At 36.3% G+C, this 19,985-nt stretch carries 17 protein-coding genes and 1 riboswitch; all 17 genes read right to left on the reverse strand.

All coding sequences use genetic code 11. From position 1 onward, the window contains the following. Nucleotides 1-60 precede the first annotated feature (60 nt). Nucleotides 61-975, reverse strand: coding sequence for a helix-turn-helix domain-containing protein (locus tag G9F74_RS00390; RefSeq protein ID WP_000137455.1), 915 nt, complete (start codon nucleotides 973-975; stop codon nucleotides 61-63). 21 nt (nucleotides 976-996) lie between these two features. Continuing rightward, nucleotides 997-1,782 (reverse strand): DUF3388 domain-containing protein, encoded by a 786-nt coding sequence (locus G9F74_RS00395; RefSeq protein ID WP_000574107.1) that lies wholly within the window; start codon nucleotides 1,780-1,782, stop codon nucleotides 997-999. 138 nt (nucleotides 1,783-1,920) lie between these two features. Further along, nucleotides 1,921-2,169: a DUF3243 domain-containing protein gene (locus G9F74_RS00400; protein ID WP_000114447.1), complete on the reverse strand. Its 249-nt coding sequence runs from the start codon at nucleotides 2,167-2,169 to the stop codon at nucleotides 1,921-1,923. 75 nt (nucleotides 2,170-2,244) lie between these two features. Then, the gene (ymfI, locus tag G9F74_RS00405; RefSeq protein ID WP_000759598.1) at nucleotides 2,245-2,958 is read right to left on the reverse strand and encodes an elongation factor P 5-aminopentanone reductase; all 714 of its coding nucleotides are present in this window, start codon (nucleotides 2,956-2,958) and stop codon (nucleotides 2,245-2,247) included. Nucleotides 2,959-3,058: 100 nt separating this feature from the next. Next, nucleotides 3,059-4,345 carry an EF-P 5-aminopentanol modification-associated protein YfmH gene (yfmH, locus tag G9F74_RS00410; protein WP_000411962.1) on the reverse strand — a complete coding sequence of 429 codons (1,287 nt, stop codon included), beginning with the start codon at nucleotides 4,343-4,345 and terminating at the stop codon, nucleotides 3,059-3,061. Next, entirely contained in the window at nucleotides 4,346-5,620 is a 1,275-nt protein-coding gene (yfmF, locus tag G9F74_RS00415) for an EF-P 5-aminopentanol modification-associated protein YfmF (RefSeq protein WP_000772425.1), read from the reverse strand. It abuts the gene before it with no gap. A 209-nt stretch (nucleotides 5,621-5,829) separates the two neighbouring features. Further along, complete coding sequence (locus G9F74_RS00420; protein ID WP_000008853.1) at nucleotides 5,830-6,789, reverse strand: ABC transporter permease; 960 nt, start codon at nucleotides 6,787-6,789, stop codon at nucleotides 5,830-5,832. Continuing rightward, nucleotides 6,790-7,848 (reverse strand): ABC transporter permease, encoded by a 1,059-nt coding sequence (locus tag G9F74_RS00425; protein WP_001085263.1) that lies wholly within the window; start codon nucleotides 7,846-7,848, stop codon nucleotides 6,790-6,792. It lies immediately after the preceding gene. Beyond that, nucleotides 7,841-9,373 (reverse strand): ABC transporter ATP-binding protein, encoded by a 1,533-nt coding sequence (locus G9F74_RS00430; RefSeq protein ID WP_000456934.1) that lies wholly within the window; start codon nucleotides 9,371-9,373, stop codon nucleotides 7,841-7,843. The genes G9F74_RS00425 and G9F74_RS00430 overlap by 8 nt, the downstream gene beginning before the upstream one ends. 118 nt (nucleotides 9,374-9,491) lie before the next feature. Then, complete coding sequence (locus G9F74_RS00435; RefSeq protein ID WP_000725766.1) at nucleotides 9,492-10,577, reverse strand: BMP family lipoprotein; 1,086 nt, start codon at nucleotides 10,575-10,577, stop codon at nucleotides 9,492-9,494. Nucleotides 10,578-10,665: 88 nt separating this feature from the next. Further along, complete coding sequence (locus tag G9F74_RS00440; protein WP_000114182.1) at nucleotides 10,666-11,391, reverse strand: GntR family transcriptional regulator; 726 nt, start codon at nucleotides 11,389-11,391, stop codon at nucleotides 10,666-10,668. Nucleotides 11,392-11,624: 233 nt separating this feature from the next. After that, nucleotides 11,625-11,726, reverse strand: a riboswitch (purine riboswitch). 204 nt (nucleotides 11,727-11,930) lie between these two features. After that, a complete protein-coding gene (locus G9F74_RS00450) occupies nucleotides 11,931-14,315 on the reverse strand; it encodes a DNA translocase FtsK (RefSeq protein WP_001118764.1) in 2,385 nt (794 codons plus the stop codon). A 218-nt stretch (nucleotides 14,316-14,533) separates the two neighbouring features. Then, nucleotides 14,534-14,737, reverse strand: coding sequence for a YlzJ-like family protein (locus tag G9F74_RS00455; RefSeq protein ID WP_000605018.1), 204 nt, complete (start codon nucleotides 14,735-14,737; stop codon nucleotides 14,534-14,536). Next, nucleotides 14,734-15,483, reverse strand: coding sequence for a translocation-enhancing protein TepA (tepA, locus tag G9F74_RS00460; protein WP_000139820.1), 750 nt, complete (start codon nucleotides 15,481-15,483; stop codon nucleotides 14,734-14,736). Before tepA ends, G9F74_RS00455 begins: the two co-directional genes overlap by 4 nt. 103 nt (nucleotides 15,484-15,586) lie before the next feature. Beyond that, entirely contained in the window at nucleotides 15,587-17,257 is a 1,671-nt protein-coding gene (locus tag G9F74_RS00465) for a ribonuclease J (protein WP_000823093.1), read from the reverse strand. A gap of 603 nt (nucleotides 17,258-17,860) precedes the next feature. Further along, nucleotides 17,861-18,739 carry a 4-hydroxy-tetrahydrodipicolinate synthase gene (gene dapA, locus G9F74_RS00470; RefSeq protein WP_000564769.1) on the reverse strand — a complete coding sequence of 293 codons (879 nt, stop codon included), beginning with the start codon at nucleotides 18,737-18,739 and terminating at the stop codon, nucleotides 17,861-17,863. 11 nt (nucleotides 18,740-18,750) lie between these two features. After that, nucleotides 18,751-19,983 (reverse strand): aspartate kinase, encoded by a 1,233-nt coding sequence (dapG, locus tag G9F74_RS00475; RefSeq protein ID WP_000692465.1) that lies wholly within the window; start codon nucleotides 19,981-19,983, stop codon nucleotides 18,751-18,753. Nucleotides 19,984-19,985: the final 2 nt, after the last annotated feature.

Below are 19,985 nucleotides of genomic sequence, written 5' to 3' on the forward strand. Positions count from 1 at the left end.
TATTCCTCCATCATATCAAAAACATTTGTTCATTGAAAAAAGTCATCGAAGCGATGACTGTTATTGTGCAGGTTGCTCTACCCCTTGGTTTTTTATCACCAATCTTTGGTGAAGTTCTTTTTCTGGATCCAATGGGTAAGCGACCACTTGGCCATTCAGTTTAACTTCAACATTCGTTGCATTTCCAATATTAAGTCGCACTTCTTTTGCTGTTGATAAATCACGTTTTTCTGTTTGACCACTTTGTACTGTAGTGTTTAGAATTTCATTACCCGCATCGTCCTTAACATCTACATAACTTGTACCCTTCGCTGAAATTTCCAGTTCTAATGTTTTATTATTATGAATTTCCAAAGTAGATACCTTACCACTTGTTCCAACTACTTTTACTTCTTGTTGTCCAGTTGGTTCCTCTTTCTTTGGCTCTTCTTTTTTTGGCTCTTCTTTCTTTGGTTCTTCTTTCTTTGGTTCTTCCGCTTTCGCTTCATCTTTCTTCGTATCTAGCGGAGAATTTTCTGCTTTTTTAACTTCAATTTTCTCACTTTGAGTAGCCGGAACTCGTCCGTCATCTTTACCAGTCAGTGCTTGAATAACAAACCAAACTACGACTCCAAATGCGATTACTAACAATGCAATTAAGATTTTCGGCATATGATCTGCCATTGGCAATGATGAAGATTTTTGCATTGTTTCTTGTGTTTTTTGTCCAGTTGATACTTGTGGAACATCACGATTTTCAGATTGTGGTATCGTACTCTGATATTCTACAAGCAGTTCCTCTCCATTTAATCCAGCCGCATCTGCGTATTGTTTAATGAATGCACGTGCATAAAAAGCTCCTGGCAATACGTCATAATTGCCTTCTTCAATCGCTACTAAATGGCGTTTTTGAATTTTTGTAATCTCATGCAGCTGATCAATAGACAAGCCTTTTGCTTCTCTTGCTTCTTTCAGCTTTTGTCCTAATTCTGTCACTACTAACACCTCAATATTTCTTTAAAAGTCGAACATAGAGAAATTATTTTGCGTACCTTGCTCAATTTCATCTACTAAATTATATTGAATTTCTTCATCATAATCGTTACGTAACTCGATAATATAATCAAAATCATCCAATGTGTATTCTGACTGACTCACAAATACATCAGGATGTTCCACAACTTTCGTTGCAGGCAATCTCATAATTTCACGAACGAGTTGCCAATGCCTTTCATTGGCACGCTTTGTTGACACAATTCCATCTAGGATGAAAATATTGTCATCGCTATACTCATCTTCAATCAATTGACTACGAACAGTTTGCTTAATGAGAGTAGATGATACAAATAACCATCGTTTATTTGCACAAACACTTGCGGCAACAATGGATTCTGTTTTTCCGACACGAGGCATTCCTCGTATCCCAATTAGTTTATGGCCTTCTTTTTTCATGATTTCCGCCATAAAGTCTACAAGTAATCCTAATTCATCACGCACAAAACGAAATGTTTTCTTATCATCTGCATCTCGTTGTATGTACCTACCATGTCTAACCGCTAGTTTATCCCTTAGCTTTGGCGGACGATATTTCGTTACCGTTATGTTATCCATCGTATTTAAAATTGATTCAAGTCTAGAGATCTGCTCTTGATTATCACACATAAGGAGTAACCCACGTCGTGCATTATCAACACCATTAATTGTGACAATATTAATGCCGAGCATACCGATTAACGAAGAAACGTCACCAAGCAAGCCAGGTCGGTTTTTATGTATTTCATATTCAAAATACCATTCAATCATCCAAGATCACTCCCCTTGCTTACTTTACACCTACGTACTATATTATATGATTTCACCTTAATAGGGAAGCTAAATGTATAATCTCTCCCGTGTAATTATTATACAAAAAAAGTAGAGAGGAGAATCTCCTCTCTACTTTTACTTATGTTGTACAAACTTAACCATTAAATTTGCGATTGTATGCTGCTCTTGTTCATCAGCAACTTTCCAAAGCTCAGACAATAATTTTTCTTGATCGTTACGCGCTTCTACTTCATTTGCTAAATAATCGCCAACACGAAATGCCATATCTGATACGGCACCATTATTAAGCCCTTTTCCTTCCGCTTGTTCTAAACGTTCTCCTAAAAAGCTCTTCCACTGATCAAAATTATCTAACACTGACATAATTAAGCACCTCACTATTGAGTAATAAAATCATGCTTAATTTGTGCAACTTTTCATTTTTTATGTAAGAATTTTTTAACAATGCCAGCCACCATTCACACCGATAATTTGTCCAGTTATGTAAGATGCTCCTGGTGATACGAGAAATGAAACTGTCTTTGCTACCTCTTCTGGTAAACCTATTCTGCCTAATGGTATCTCTTCAGCAATGCCAATCTTATCTTCTTCAGAAAAGACACTTAACATTTCCGTTTCAATTGCACCTGGTGCTACTGCATTCACACGCAATCCACTTAAAGAAACCTCTTTTGCTAAAGCTTTCACATATGAATTTTGTGCTCCCTTTACCATTGAATATAACACTTCACAAGAAGCCCCTATTTGCCCCCATATAGATGAAACAACTACAATATTTCCACTTCTCCGCCCAATCATAGGTGGAAGTGCCTTTGATAGTAATTTATATACACTCTTAACTTGAAGTTCTACCATATAATTCAACTCATCATTTGTTACATCTGTCACTAATCCAAAGATACTCTTCCCAGCTGCGTATACGATAACATCAATAGGATGTTCAATTTGTCCCCACAACTGCTCTGCCCCATCATTAGAAGCTAAATCCGCTTGAACAGGAATCACTTCACCCCATTCCTTCTGTAACTCATTTACCTTGTCTTCACTGTTATTGTAATGAACATATACAGTATATCCATCTTGAATTAATTGTTTTGAAATAGCAGAGCCAATCCCTCCGCTCCCTCCAGTTACTAATGCATACTTTTTCATAATTACCCTCTCTTATCTCTACAAGCTCATTTTTCATATAACTAAATAATACCCTCATCTTACAATTTATCAATGATAAGATGAGGGTATCTTTTAAATTTTATTTTTTCGGTAAAACTTGACAAACGCTCATTTTTTCTTCTGATAATAATAATTTCGCTACTTCTTGTAAATCTTGAACAGTTAGACTTTCTAATTCAGTCAATGCATCAAACAAGCTAGATTCATTAAACGCATATCGCGTAAATTGATTTGCAATATATTCCGGTGAATTCAACGAGCGTAAAAAGCCACCAATTTTCTTTTTCTTTACTCGTTCTAATGCTGCCTCATCTAATTGATCATAATTTGTGTTTAATAAAATATCTTTCAAACGCTTTTCCAATTCATCCGGTTGCTTCGTATCACCGCCAACCATTGCAAAACCGAAGTTATTCTCTTCCGTATAATCATACGAGAACGAATCATCAATAAGCCCTTCATTATATAACGATTCGTAATGAACCGAGCTTTTTCCAAATAAATAATCTAAAAGTAACGTAAGCGCGATTTCTTGTTTTAAAAGAGCTTTCCCTTTTTCTTTTAAATTTGTCGCTTTAATACCGACTAAACATTTCGGTGTTTGTACAGGCATTGAAATGATTTTCTTCTTTTCATTTACCTCATTTGGTTCATCTTCAAATGAACGTACAATTTCCGGCTGATTTTTATAATCTTTTTTCGCTTGATTTTCACGCACTAAGTCCATTGTTTCCTCTGGATCAATTGCACCAACAACAAATAGTAACATATTGCTCGGATGATAAAATGTTTCGTAGCATTCATATAATAGGTCTTTCGTAATTTTACTAATAGACTCGATTGTCCCTGCAATATCAATTTTAATGGGGTGCTTTACAAACAAGCTATCAATTAATCCAAAGTATAAGCGCCAATCTGGATTATCTTGATACATTTGAATTTCCTGTCCGATAATCCCCTTTTCTTTTTCAACAGTTTTTTCAGAGAAGTAAGGCTCTTGTACGAAATTTAACAACGTATTTAAATTTTGTTCTACATTTGATGTGCATGAAAAAAGATAAGCTGTTCTTGTAAAGGATGTGAAAGCATTTGCCGATGCTCCTTGTTTACTAAACAATTGAAAAGCATCGTGATCTTCTTTTTCAAATAATTTATGCTCAAGAAAATGCGCAATTCCGTCAGGTACACGAATCATTTCTTCTTTACCTAATGGTACGAATGTATTATCCATAGAACCATACTTTGTCGTAAACGTTGCAAATGTTTTATTAAATCCTTGCTTCGGTAAAACATATACATCTAATCCATTCGGAAGTTTTTCATAATAGAGCGTCTCTTTTAATTGCTCATAAACAATCTTCTCCATTTATTCTCCCTCCGTTCCTTGTAAAAAGTAAATTGTATCTAGTTCAATATTTTTAGCAACTTTCACAATCTCTTCTTTCGTCACACTTTCTATACCTGTTAGCCATTCTTCAACTGGACGTGTACGATCTGAAATAATACCATGATATAGCATTTCCACAAATCCACGTGGCGTATCAATTGCTTCTAATATTTGATTTTGAATGACACTTTTCGTTTGATGCATCTCTTCTTCAGAAAAATCACCATTTTGCATCGCAAGCATTTGTTCTTTAATAATTTCAACTGCTTTTTCATAATTTTTTGCTTCAATCCCTGACATAACAAACAACAAGCCTTTATGACTTTCAAATCTTGATGCTGCATAGTACGCTAAACTATTCTTTTCGCGGACATTTACGAATAACTTCGAATGAGAAAAACCTCCAAATAGCCCATTGAACAATTGCAGTGCAAAATAATCTTCATCTTTATATGTGACAAACGTACGATAACCAATGTGTAATTTACTTTGTTTTAATTCTTGTTTTTCAACAACTTCTTTTTCTTCATTATTTCGCTTATGAAGGAGTACGTTTCTTTCTCTCACAGGACGCGCTGTAATAGAAAAATACTTACTTACAAGATCAACTGCGTTTTCTGAAATATCACCAATAATATATAGATCCATTTCATCTTCCGCTAACACCTTTTGATAATATTGATACAAACTTTCATTTGTAATAGAAGTAACACTCTCTTTTTTTCCATTTGCACTTAATCGATACGGTTCTACTTTGCACATTTCTTCGATTAAACGCTCATTTGCATAGCGCATTTTATCATCATAAGTAGCTTCAATTCTCTGCAAAAGCGCTCTTTTTTCACTTTCTACAATAGAAGGTAGGAAACTATTTCCCTCTGTTGCTGGATGTAAAACAATATCCGATAACATAGAAAGCGCTTTTTCAAATAACGGTGGTGCATCGTGTAAATATACTTCATTTGCAATGTCTACATAAATGGAGATGATATGGTCTTCCCCTTTTTTACTTACATCTACTCCCAAAGAAGATCCGTATAATTCTTCTAAATATTGACGTAGACGAATTACAGAAGGAAGTTTTTCTGTCGCACTTTGCAATACGTATGGCAATAGGGCACGCTCTGTCACCGTCTCCTCATTTAAAGGTGCTTTAAAACGAAATACAAAGGTATTTGTTTTATATTTATCAGTCGGAATAATATGTACTCGCAAACCACCTAACTCATGTAATTGTTGTTCCATTAGTTTCATTTATAGCCCTCCTTTACGTATATAGGAATATTCCTCTTCAATATACAGTTTTTAGAAATAAAAAACCAATTTTTCTTCCTTATTATGCTTACAAATGACTTTTTCTAAAAACTATAATATGTAAGGAACATAGTAAAATTTCGTATTACATATATTCTATGTAAAAAAGCTCACACTAATGTGCGAGCTTTTTTCTACTTACAAATTACTTATCGTTTTCCTTTTTCATAAGGAGTTCCTAATGCTTTCGGAGCTTCAGAACGACCTACAAAACCGACAAGTGCTAATATTGTGAATACATACGGTAATATCGTTAATAAAACACTTGGAATCTGGTCTAATACAGGAATTGTTCCACCCGTTACACTAAGAGACTGAGCAAAGCCAAAGAATAGAGCTGCACCCAGTGCGCCTAGCGGATTCCACTTCCCAAAGATCATAGCAGCTAAAGCTAAGAAACCTTGTCCTGTAATAGTTGCTCCTGAGAAGTTATTAGAAATGGACATTGCAAAAATCGCCCCACCAATTCCGGCAAACACCCCTGATATACAAACGCCGATATAGCGCATTTTATATACGTTAATCCCCATCGTATCCGCTGCCATTGGGTGTTCACCAACAGCACGCAATCGAAGACCAAACGGTGTTTTATAAATAACATACCAAACAACAAATGCTAAAACAATCGCAATATACGACGTTATTGGTACATTTGAAAAGAATATTTTCCCTATAACCGGAATATCCGAAAGACCTGGAATATCAATCTTTTCAATACGGTACTGAATAAAGTCAGTCTGCCCTTTATCAAAGATCTTCTTAATTGCAAATACTGTTAAACCAAGAGATAAGAAGTTAATTGCTACACCACTTACAACTTGATCCGCTCGGAATGTAATAGATGCTACTGCATGAAGTAATGCAAATAAACCACTACCAATTGCCGCAAACAATAACGCAATCCACGGAGTCATCGTTCCCCAAGTATCACCCATTAATAAGTTTGTAACAACTCCAATAAATGCACCAAATAGCATTAGTCCTTCTAATCCGATATTTACAACACCCGATCGTTCACTAAATACACCACCTAGTGCTGTGAAAATTATAGGTGCCGATGTATATAACGTACCCGTCACAAGAATGGCTAATATATCTAAAAAGCTCATTTATTTCCCCTCCTTGCTCATGCGTGTAAGCGCCCATCTTAACACATAACTACATGCAACAAAGAAGATGATACATGCAATAATTACGTTTATAAGCTCTGATGGCACATCTGCCTCAAAGTTCATTTGAGGGGAAGCACTTTTCAAACCACCAAATAATAAAGCTGAAAGGATAATACCAAACGGATTATTTCCTCCAAGTAAGGCTACGGCAATCCCGTCAAACCCTACCCCTGTAAAGGAGGACATCGCTGTCATGCTTTGGAATGTTCCTAATCCTTCCATCGCTCCACCAATCCCTGCGAACGCACCAGCAATTGTCATGGAAAATACTACATTACGAGAAACTTTCATCCCTGCATATTGAGAAGCATGTTGATTAAATCCTACTGACTTTAATTCATAACCTAAAGTTGTTCGATCTAATAAGAACCACATTAAAATAGCGATTAAAATTGCTACAATAATTCCCCAGTGAAGGCGTGAACCGTCAGTAATGGATGCAAGCCAGTCTGAAGATAATGACGCACTCTCTTTAATGTCGTACGTTTTATCATTACCCTCGTGTAAAAAGCGCTTAATAATATCATATGTTACATATAACGCGATATAGTTCATCATAATTGTTACAATAACTTCATTAACTTGAAACTTTCCCTTTAAATATCCAGGGATGAAACCCCAGATTCCGCCTACTAACGCTGCGAATAAAATAGATAATGGAATGTGAAGAACAGCTGGTAGCGAGACTGCATAACCGAACCAAACCGCTGCAAGCCAACCAACTAACAATTGACCCTCTACCCCGATATTAAATAAACCTGTACGAAATGCAAACGCCACCGATAAACCAGCAAGAATAAGCGGTATCATTGTACGAAGTGTTTCACCAATCGCACTTGGACTGCCGAACATGCCTGTCCAAAGTGCACTATAACCAACAATTGGGTCATAGCCACTAACTAGCATTACAATCGCTCCTACAAGTAAGCCAAAAATAACGGATAGTACTGGGACTAAAATATTTATCGTTCGTTCTGTTAAAAGTTTTTTAGCCATTTGTACCCACCTGCTCCTTCTTTGTTCCTCCAGCCATTAACAATCCAAGCTGTTGTTCATTCGTTTCTTTCGCATCAACTATTGCTACAATTGTTCCTTCATAAATAACAGCAATTCGATCGCTAACATTTAAAATTTCCTCTAACTCTAGTGATAAAAGTAATACACCTTTTCCTTTATCTCTTTGCTCTATTAATCTCTTATGAATAAATTCAATTGCCCCTACATCTAAACCACGTGTCGGCTGTGCTGCAATTAATAAATCTGGATCACGGTCTACTTCACGTGCAATAATTGCCTTTTGCTGATTTCCCCCAGATAGTGCACGAGCTAACGTTTGCTCACTAGGTGTACGTACATCAAACTGTTCAATAAGTGCCTTTGCTTTTTCTGTAATTTTGCTGAAATTTAAAATCCCTTTCTTTGAAAACGGATTTTTATAGTACGTTTGCAAAACTATATTATCTCTAACAGAAAAATCAAGAACGAGTCCGTGTTTATGACGATCTTCTGGAATATGACCAATTCCTTCTTCTGTTATTTTTCTAACAGGCCAATTTGTTATTTCTTTCCCTTTAATTGCAATAGAACCTGACTCAACTTTTCGTAAACCAGTAATTGCTTCTATTAATTCACTTTGTCCGTTTCCATCAATTCCTGCAATACCGACAATTTCCCCCGCACGAACAGTTAAGTCAAGGCCTTTTACAGCAGGTAGTTGACGTGCATCGTGAACAACAAGGTTTGCAATTGAAAGTACCTCTTCTTTTGGCTTCGCGTCTATTTTTTCTGTTTTAAAATTCACTTGACGTCCGACCATTAATTCTGCAAGTTTATTTTCATCCGTATTTGCAACGTCAACCGTTCCAATCCCTTTTCCTTTACGAATAATCGTACAACGATCGCAAACTTCCATAATTTCTTTCAACTTATGTGTAATAAGAACAATAGATTTCCCTTCTTGCACAAGCTTTTTCATAATTTGAATTAGCTCATGAATTTCTTGTGGTGTTAACACAGCTGTCGGTTCATCAAATATTAAAATTTCTGCCCCGCGGTAAAGTGTTTTTAAAATCTCAACACGCTGTTGCATACCGACAGAAATATCTTGTATTTTCGCATATGGATCTACAGCTAAACCGTATTGTTCAGACAGTTTTTGAATTTCTTTAGCAGCTTCCTCAACAGCAATTTTCCCTTTTTTCTTCGGTTCGTTTCCGAGAATAATATTCTCTGTAACTGTAAAATTATGAACAAGCATAAAGTGCTGATGTACCATTCCAATACCAAGGTCATTTGCTATATTCGGATTTGTAATCTTTACAGTTTTTCCTTTAATTTTAATTTCACCTTGTTCTGGCTGGTACAAACCAAATAGTACATTCATCAATGTGGATTTCCCTGCACCATTTTCTCCAAGTAAAGCATGTATTTCTCCCTGCTTTACTTGCAGCGTAATATCATCATTCGCTACAATGCCTGGGAATACTTTCGTAATGTTATTCATCTCAATTACGTATTCCATTGTGTTCCTCCTTTTAACAGGGAACATTCCCCTATTACACTATTAACTTATTAAGCAATTCGGAAGTTTTATACATACAAAGGTTAGTTCTATGAACTAACCTTTGCTATTTCTCTATTTATTTTTTTAGAGAAGCTTCATATTCTTTATACTCTTTATCTGTAGCTGGTACTTTAATTGCACCATCTGTAATTTTCTTTTCAAACTCTTCTACTTTTGTTAAAATTTCAGGGTTAACTTTTTTCACGTTGTCAGTTGTTTTTGCAATACCAACGCCGTCATCTTTTAAGCCAAACGCTTCTATTTTACCGCCTTTTAATTTACCGTCTTTCGCTTCTTGTGCTACTTTTTCAACAGCGATATCTACACGTTTTACCATTGAAGTTAATGTTACATTTTCAGGCATACCTTCTTGGTTTTGGTCACGGTCAACACCGATTACCCAAACGTTTTCACCTTTTTTCTTACGGTTTTTCGCTTCAGTGAATACACCATTACCTGTACCACCAGCAGCATGATAAATTACATCTACGCCTTGACCATACATTGCTGAAGCAAGAACTGTACCTTTTTCAGGTTTATCAAATGCTTCTGCATATTCAGATACGATTTCAATATTTGGATTTACTGCCTTTGCACCAGCTTTAAATCCATTTTCGAATTTACTAATTAAATCACTCTTCATTCCACCAACAAATCCTACTTTATTCGATTTCGTTGACATAGCTGCTACCGCACCTACAAGGAATGAGCCTTCATGATCTTTAAATGTAATGCTTGTTACGTTTGGTGCATCTACAACAGTATCAACGATTGCGAATTGTTGTTTTGGAGATTCTTTTGCTACTTCTTTAATTGCACCTTCTAATTTATAACCAATTCCGAAAGATAAATCATACTTATCTTTTGAAAATTTCTTTAAGTTCGGAATATAATCTGCTTCTTTTTCAGACTGTAGGTAACGATAATTTGTCTTTTCCTTTAAATCGTTATCTTTACCAAACTTTTTTAGCCCTTCCCAAGAAGATTGGTTGAATGATTTATCATCAACGCCTCCAACATCTGTTACCATACCGACTTTGAAATCTTTATTGTCTTTACTGTCTTTCTTGTCACTGCTCGCTTTATCCGAGTTACCACATGCACCTAAAACTGTACTTGCTGCTAATGTTAATGATAATAAAAGACCTGCTTTTTTCTTCATACTAGAAACCCCTCCTAAAATGATATATATTTCTTCTTACGCTGCTGTCCCTTACTTCTTGCTGTCACCTCCCTAAAAAGGAACTTACTTACATACGTTTTCTTAATACGTGGAAGCTAAACTTATCAGCTCTAAAGTAATTAATAGAATATAAGATTGGCTCATCATTTTGATCATAGTGCATTTGTTTTAATACAAGCAGTGCTGTTTCAGGCTCACATTCTAAAATCGGTGAGATTTTCGGATGGTAACCAATCGGCTCAATATGAGCAACCGCATACGTTATGCGCTTATGCGTGTTATTATGTATCACTGTAAGTAATGATTCTTCATTGTAGCCCGATAAATCCGGCAATATTTCTTTTGCAAGTTTATCAATGCAATATACAACAGGTTCCCCATCCGCTGTACGCACACGCTCAATCATCACTGCATTAAAACCATCTTCACTATTAAACTTCTCTTTTTCTTCTTCGGTTAAAGTTGTTGTAGATGATGATAAAAAGATTGTTCCTGGTGTTTTCCCCACACTAGAAATCATATCTGTAATACTAGAAAGTTGTTCTATTCCAGAAGAAAATAATGGCTTTGCATTTACAAACGTCCCTACACCATGTCTACGAATGACAACATTTTCTTCTTCTAAAATACGCAATGCTTCCCTTAAAGTAGCTCTACTTACGCCAAGTTCTTTCGCTAAATCAAACTCTGATGGCAGCTTTTGTCTTTCTTTGTAAGCCCCATCTTTAATTTTTTCTTTGATGTGATCAATCACCCGTAAATATAGGTGACGACTATCGGATTTTACTGACATAAGACTCCCCCGCATTTCAATTATTCGACCTCTGATGTAAGACTTCTTTTCTCTTTTTTCAACTTACAACATAGTAAACATGACTAATCACTAAAAATAAACACAATTGTCGAATAAATATTAATAATTTTTTTAGATAAAATTTTCACTCTTTACTGCATAAAAAAAACTTTGCACCATAAACATTCCTCTTTTCGAGAAAAAGTTCGGCACAAAGATCCCTTACATCCTTTGTTACACACTTTTCCCCTCATAGTCTAGCAATTCATGGTTGCCAGGTAGAAACTTATGGACCTTATCTCCAAGATTATATGAGGCAGTGATTCTTTTCGAAGTAATCTTACCACTTGCTCTCATACGTGTCAACAAAATTTAACATTTTTCTACAATGAATATCGAACATTTATAAAAAGGCACACTCATAGCATTCGTATTCTAAAGAATCGACTTGAATGTAAGCCCTTTCTTTCTTGTTGAATATAGTATATAACAAAAACAGTATATAAAAAAGCCTAATTGCAAAAACAATTAGGCTTTTTTTAAGAACTTTTTTCTTGTACATCATTAATGAGCACTTCTCTCGGTTTACTACCCTCATATGGACCTACTACACCGTTCATTTCCATTGCATCAATTAGACGAGCAGCTCGCGTATAACCTACTCTAAATCTACGTTGCAACATAGAAACAGACGCTGTTTGCATTTCCACTACGAGCTGAACTGCTTCATCGTATAATTCATCTTCAACTTGCTGCTTTGTCTCAGGGACATCTTGTGGAATCATATCCTCTTGATATTGTGCTTTTTGCTGCCCAATAACATATTCTACAACTCTCTCAACTTCATCATCTGATAAAAATGCACCTTGTACACGAACAGGCTTTGATGCACCAATTGGTATAAATAGCATATCTCCACGACCTAGCAGCTTCTCTGCGCCACCACCATCAAGAATTGTACGAGAATCCGTTTGAGAAGATACAGCGAATGCAATACGTGATGGAATATTCGCTTTAATAACACCTGTAATAACGTCAACCGATGGGCGCTGCGTTGCAATAATTAAATGAATACCAGCCGCACGAGCCATTTGTGCCAAGCGCATTATCGCATCCTCTACATCCGACGAAGCAACCATCATTAAATCTGCTAACTCATCCACAATTACTACAATATACGGTAATTCAGGTTGTTTCGCTTCCGATTGATTATTATGCGCTTTAATATAATCGTTATACCCTTCAATATTCCGCGTACCACTATGAGCAAACAACTCATAACGGCGTTCCATCTCACTTACAACCTTTTTCAAAGCTTGCGATGCTTTTTTCGGATCAGTTACAACTGGTGTTAATAAATGGGGCACACCATTATATACATTTAACTCTACCATTTTCGGATCGATCATCATTAATTTTACTTCATGCGGTTTTGCACGCATTAAAATACTAACTATAATCCCGTTAATACACACACTTTTCCCACTACCTGTCGCACCGGCTACTAGTAAATGGGGCATTTTATTTAAACGGGCCAATACAGCTTCACCTGTAATATCTCGTCCAAGACCAATTAACAACTTCTCTTCTGGATGATTATTAGCCTTAGAGTCCAGCACTTCCCTAAGTGTTACCATAGAAACTTCTGAGTTCGGAACTTCAATCCCTACAGCTGATTTCCCGGGAATAGGCGCTTCAATACGAATGTCTTTCGCAGCTAAAGCAAGCGCTAAATCATCACTTAAACTAACAATTTTACTCACCTTTACTCCCATATCAGGATACACTTCATACTTCGTAACTGCAGGACCTCTGTGTACTTTTGTCACTTTCGCTTTCACACCAAAACTTTGGAATGTACGTTCCAATTTACGAGCATTTTCATAAATTTCCGCATTTTCATTTGTAACTTGCTTATTTTTTGGGAACTTTAATATATCAAGCGAAGGAAGCTTATAATCTTTATTTTCAACATTTGAAAATTGCATCGGTGGGGCACTTGTTTCCGCCTCTAAAGATTCCACAATTTTTTCTCCACGCTTTTTCTTAGGCTCTTCAATAGGTGGAGCTTCTTCAATAAACGGTGAAGTAATTGGATCTGTTACATGTTCTTCTTCCATCCGTTTATCCTCTTCTTCATTTACAGGATAATTCTCAGTGAAATTTGAAATAATGGGGGGATCAATTTGCATCTCTTCCATCGGCTCAATCACTTCTTCTTGCTCCACAGCACGTGCGTGTCTTGAACTTCTTGTTGTTTTTTTCTTTTCTGTTTGTTCAGCAATCCTTTTTGATCGCCAATCTTTATAATCCCCTTGCATAACTTGAAATTGACTTCTAAGAATTCTACCCACCGGGGCAAGAACTTCTCCAATATGCTTATTTGTTATACAAAGTATTCCAAGAATAACTAAAATAATTCCAATGATATAGGCTCCTACTTCATCAAATAAGAAGTAACATGTTGCGAACATGAGCGCACCAAACATCCCACCGCCTAAGTGAACGCTATCTGGCCCTTTTTTCATTTCAAGAAAGAAGTTATCTTTCGTACTCACAATAACAGAAGTATTTTGCACTGCTCCATCTTTCGTAAGAAGGTTAAATAATGTAATATGACTGAACATTAATATCGCCAATACAATTAAATAAAAACCGATTAACCGTTTATTTAAAAGGTTCGGCCATCCACGTTTTATAACAAACGAAACCGATAAAGCTATTACACCTAACACACCAATTATGTACCACTCACCAAAGAAGAAGCGAAAAAATAACACAAACGATTTCCCTACAACGCCTAGCTGTAAAATCGTAATGATTGAAAGTGCAAAAAGAGCCAAACCGACGATTTCATAATATAGAGTTGGCTTTATCGTACGTCTTGCCTTTGCCTTCGTCCCTCTTTGCTTTTGTTTTGCCATTTCTTCACCTCGTGTTCTACATATAAATAAGGACAACCTCTAAAAAAACTCTACTTATATGTCTGTTTTCTCTATTCTTTCAGGTCTTTATCTCTTCTATTTTTACACTTCTTGTAAAATGTTAAATAAACAGAAGAAAGCAGCCCCCTACTCATGGCTGCTCAACCGTCTTGTTTTTTATATTATACCATAGCTTCTGAACAAAATCCTTCTTTTTGCTAAAAGGTTATTTTCTGACCAGGCTCATACTCTAAGTAGTGAAATGGATTCGTACTTAACACACGCACAATAGAATAACACCCATGTTCCTCTTCAGAAACCATCAATTCAACACCATGTATATTTACAACTTTTTGACTTTCACATTGCGAATAATCGGCAGGGTATACAAGTTGCTCTGGCATAATTGTATATAGAATCATTGTAGCATCGTTCCTTCTGCATTATCATCTGCGCGAGCCTCTATTAATTCGTTTAGTTTTTGAAGTGCACTCCCAATGCCACCCACATCATCAATAAGACCATACTTCACTGCATCTCCACCAATTACATTCGTCCCAATATCTCGAGTCAAATTCCCTTTCGCAAACATAAGTTCTTTAAAACGATCTTCCGTTACTTTCGAATGTTTCGTCACAAATCGAATGACTCTTTCTTGCATTTTATCCAAATACTCGAATGTTTGCGGCACACCTATAACAAGACCGGTTAAACGAATTGGGTGAATCGTCATCGTCGCTGTTTCTGCAATAAATGAATAATCAGTCGAAACTGCAATTGGTACACCAATCGAATGCCCTCCGCCTAAAACAAGAGATACCGTCGGTTTCGAAAGCGAAGCTACCATCTCAGAAATCGCTAGCCCTGCTTCAACGTCTCCTCCAACTGTGTTTAATATTAAAAGCAAACCTTCAATTTTCGGATTTTGCTCAATCGCAACAATTTGCGGGATAATGTGCTCATATTTTGTTGTTTTATTTTGCGGTGGCAACTGAACATGACCTTCCACCTGTCCAATGATTGTTAAACAATGAATACGTGATTCATTCATTTGCGGCACATTCGTTTGTCCAAGCTGTTGAATTTTCTCCACTATTGAAGCTTCTTTCGGAACTTCTTTCGGCCCAGCTTCTTTTTCTTCATTTGTATAACGATCACGTTCTGTCATATCGCATCCCCTTTCACTCGTATATAACTATTATTTCTTAAGTTATAAATTTCATTCGATAGGGTTTAAAAAGAAAAAAGATCACCCGTAAAGGTGATCTTTTTTACACTTCCATAATAATCGGTAAAATCATAGGTTTTCTCTTTGTCTCTTCGTACAAGAACTGCCCTAATAATTCACGAATATTTTGTTTTAACATAGACCATTCAATTGAATATTCTTTAATTGATTGCTCAACAATCATGCGTACAATCTCTGTAGATCGCTCAATTAATGCTTCTGATTCACGAACATATACAAAACCACGTGAAATGATTTCTGGACCAGAGATAATTTTCTTTTCATCTTTACCAAGTGTTACAACAACTACTAATATTCCATCTTGAGATAACATCTTTCTATCTCGAAGAACGATATTACCAACGTCACCTACACCTAATCCATCAATTAAGACATTACCAGCTTGCACTTTACCAACTAAGTTTGCTTCATTATCACCAAAAGCAATTACATCGCCTTTTTCTACGATAAAAATATTTTCTCTTGTAATACCTACATCTTCAGCTAAATATGCATGTGCTTTTTGCATACGAAACTCACCATGTACGGGTACAAAATACTTAGGTTTCATTAAATTTAACATTAGTTTTAATTCTTCTTGACTACCATGACCTGAAACGTGAACTTTTCTTTCACCGTAATAAATAACTTCAGCTCCAGCTCTAAATAACAAATCAATAATTTTCGATACAGATATTTCATTCCCCGGAATTGGAGAAGCTGCAATAATAACAGTATCACCTTTACGAATTGAAATTTGTTTATGAGCTTGCTTCGCCATTCTAGAAAGTGCTGCCATCGGTTCCCCTTGACTACCTGTCGTTAAAATAGCTACCTTTTTCTCTGGGAAGTTGTCTACTTCTTGTAATGAAATAACCATACCTTCTGGAACATCTAAATAACCAAGACGTCTTGCAATGTCTACTACTTTCACCATACTACGTCCTACTACCGCTACTTTTCTTCCTGTTTCGGCAGCCGCGTCAAATACTTGTTGAATACGATGTACGTTCGATGCAAATGAAGCAACGATAATACGACCTTCTGCACCGTAGAACACTTTAGAAATTTCTACACCAACTTCTTTTTCCGAACCTGTATAGCCTGGACGCTCAGCGTTTGTACTATCAGATAATAAGCAAAGTACGCCTTCATTTCCGATTTGTGCCATTTTCCCAAGATCTGCTCCATTATTTCCAATTGGAGTTTGATCAAATTTAAAGTCTCCTGTATACACTACAGCACCTTTTGATGTATGGAAACAAACACCAACAGAATCCGGAATACTATGTGTCGTTCCAAAGAATGACACTGTTGTAGTATTAAACTCTACTGTTGAATTTGAATCGATTGTTTTTAAGTCCACACGGCCTAACATGCCCGCTTCACCAAGTTTTTCTTGTATAAGTCCTACCGTTAATTTCGTTGCATACACTGGAATAGATAATTTACGAAGTACATAAACAATTCCACCAATATGATCTTCATGACCGTGAGTAATAAATAAACCTTTTACTCGCTCTTGATTTTCCACTAAGTATGTAATATCAGGAATAACGATATCAATCCCAAACATTTCATCTCCTGGGAACATTAATCCTGCATCTACAATAAAGATTTCAGAATCAATTTCAACACAGTACATGTTTTTCCCGATTTCACCTACTCCACCAAGAGCAAATACTTTAACAGACTCATTCTCTTTTCTCTTCATGTTGTTGCCTGGTTTAAAAATCTTGCAAACACTGATTTCACTAAAATTGTAGAGACACCAGGGGAAACTCTACAACCACCATATATTCACCGTCCAAGACGAATGTCCTTACCGTTATGCGATATCATGTCCTTGTATATTTTTTAAACCAGGTTTCACCTCTCTTTCATTATATAAATCAAATATCTTATTCGATATGATATGAAAATTTAATTAAATTATAATTTCTTCCAATTTTGCTAAGCATACCCGTACTAAGCTACTTAGCCATATTATACCTGATACAAGAAATAGAACACAAGTTAAATTATATGAAAGACTATATAAGAAGCTAAATTGAGGTTGTAATTTGCGAGGTTTTTTTCCACATACTACCTATTATTTTTTCTACTTATATAAGATATTAATGGAAAAATATACATGTGTGTTCTGTATATAAATATAAAGCACTATTCACTAAAAACACATGATCTCTATAATCAATTTCTAACCAATATTATGCCGTCCCCTTCTTATTACACCTCATTAACTATGCTGTTTTTACCACTCACGTATATTTAATCTAAATAAAAATGACCTAGTTTCACACTAGGTCATTTCTTATTAACGAGGAATAGATTGCATTACAGATTGTAACGTTACTCTTTCTTCTTCTGTTAATGGAAGAAGCGGTAAACGTACAGAACCTACATCTAATCCAACCATTTGTAACGCTGTTTTTACTGGCGTTGGGCTTGGCGCCATAAATAATGAATCCGTTACTCTTACAAGTAATTGATGTAATTTTTGCGCCTTCTTAAACTCTCCCGCTTGGAATGCTGTAATCATTTCTTGCATTTCATCTCCGATAACATGAGATGCTACTGAAACGATACCTTTCGCTCCAACCGCCATAGCCGGTAACGTTAAACCGTCATCACCGCTGTATACTGCAAAGTCGTCCGCTGTTTTTTCAATGATTGCTGTCATTGTTAGTACATCGCCGCCTGCATCTTTAATCGCAACAATGTTTTCTATTTCTGATAAACGAACAACTGTATCAACGGAGATTTGTACAATAGATCGTCCTGGAACGTTATATAGCATAACCGGAAGTGGCGTGCTTTCAGCAATCGTTTTAAAGTGCTGATACATTCCTTCTTGACTCGGTTTGTTATAATACGGCGCTACTAGCATAACTGCATCAACACCAACTTCTGTTGCCTTTTTAGTTAAGTCAACAGAGGCATGTGTATTATTGCTACCTGTTCCAGCGATTACGGGCACCCTTTTATCGACAACAGATACGACATGGCGATATAACGCTACTTTTTCTTCTGAAGTTAATGTAGGAGATTCACCTGTCGTTCCTCCTACCACGATTGCTGTTGTACCGTTATCAATTAAATAATTTACCAATTTCGTTGTCTTTGCAAAATCGATATTCCCGTTTATATCAAACGGTGTTACCATCGCAGTTGCAATTGTCCCAAAATCTATCATGGTCTCACTCCTTATTGTTCCAGTTGCTTTTCTTTTGAAAGCTCAAACGCACTATGTAATGCATTTACAGCCTCCACTAAATCAGTTTCTTTTACAAGAACCCAAATTGTCGTATGACTATCTGCCGATTGCAGAATTTGAATACCTTTTTCTGCTAAAGCTGTAACGATTTTCGCAGTAACCCCTGGGATTCCTGCCATTCCAGCTCCAACGATAGATACTTTGGCACAATGCTCTGTCACAATTGGCTCATATCCAAGTTGTTTCAACACTTCGACAGCACGAGCTGATACATTATCATTTACTGTGTAAGCTACACCAGTAGGAGAAATGTTAATTAAATCAACACTAATGCCTTCGTTTGCCATTTCTTTAAATACATGTTGTTGCAAATCATATGCCGTTTCTTTTGCAAGTACTTTAATTTGCGTTACGTTTGATACGTGGGCAATACCTGTAACAGGACGTTCTTCTACATCCTGCCCTTTTGTAGCACCATCGTATGCTGCAATAAGCGTACCTTCGCTATCAGAATACGTAGAACGTACACGAAGCGGTACTTTTGCATGCATCGCAATTTCAACCGCACGTGGATGAACGACTTTTGCACCTTGGTAAGCCATATTACAAATTTCGTTATACGTTACCGTTTGAAGATGACGTGCATCTTTTACAATACGAGGATCCGCAGTCATAACACCTTCTACATCTGTGAAGATATCAATAAATTCAGCATGAAGCGCAACACCTAATGCTGAAGCTGAAGTATCGCTACCTCCGCGTCCAAGTGTTGTCGTATCACCTTTTTTCGTTTGCCCTTGGAATCCTGTAACGACGATTACATCTAGATTTTCTAATTCTTCATGTATACGATCGCAATTCATTTCAACGATTTTCGCATTCGTAAAGTCATCATTTGTTACAAAACCAGCTTGTGCACCATTTAATGCCGCTGCTTTTATACCGTTCTCATTCAACATATTAGAGAAAACAATTGCAGAGATTAACTCTCCACATGATAATAATAAATCTTGCTCACGTTTAGAAATAGTAGATTCCTCTTGATTTACAAGACTTAATAACGTATCCGTTGCATACGGTTCACCTTTACGGCCCATAGCAGATACGACAGTAACTACTTTATATCCAGCAGCTAACGATTTTTTTATATGATGAAGCGCATGCTTACGTCCATTTTCATCACGTACTGATGTGCCACCAAATTTTTGAACAATTATTTTCATAT

The organism is Bacillus sp. EKM202B, assembly GCF_011066025.1.
GTDB classification, from domain to species: Bacteria; Bacillota; Bacilli; order Bacillales; family Bacillaceae_G; genus Bacillus_A; species Bacillus_A toyonensis.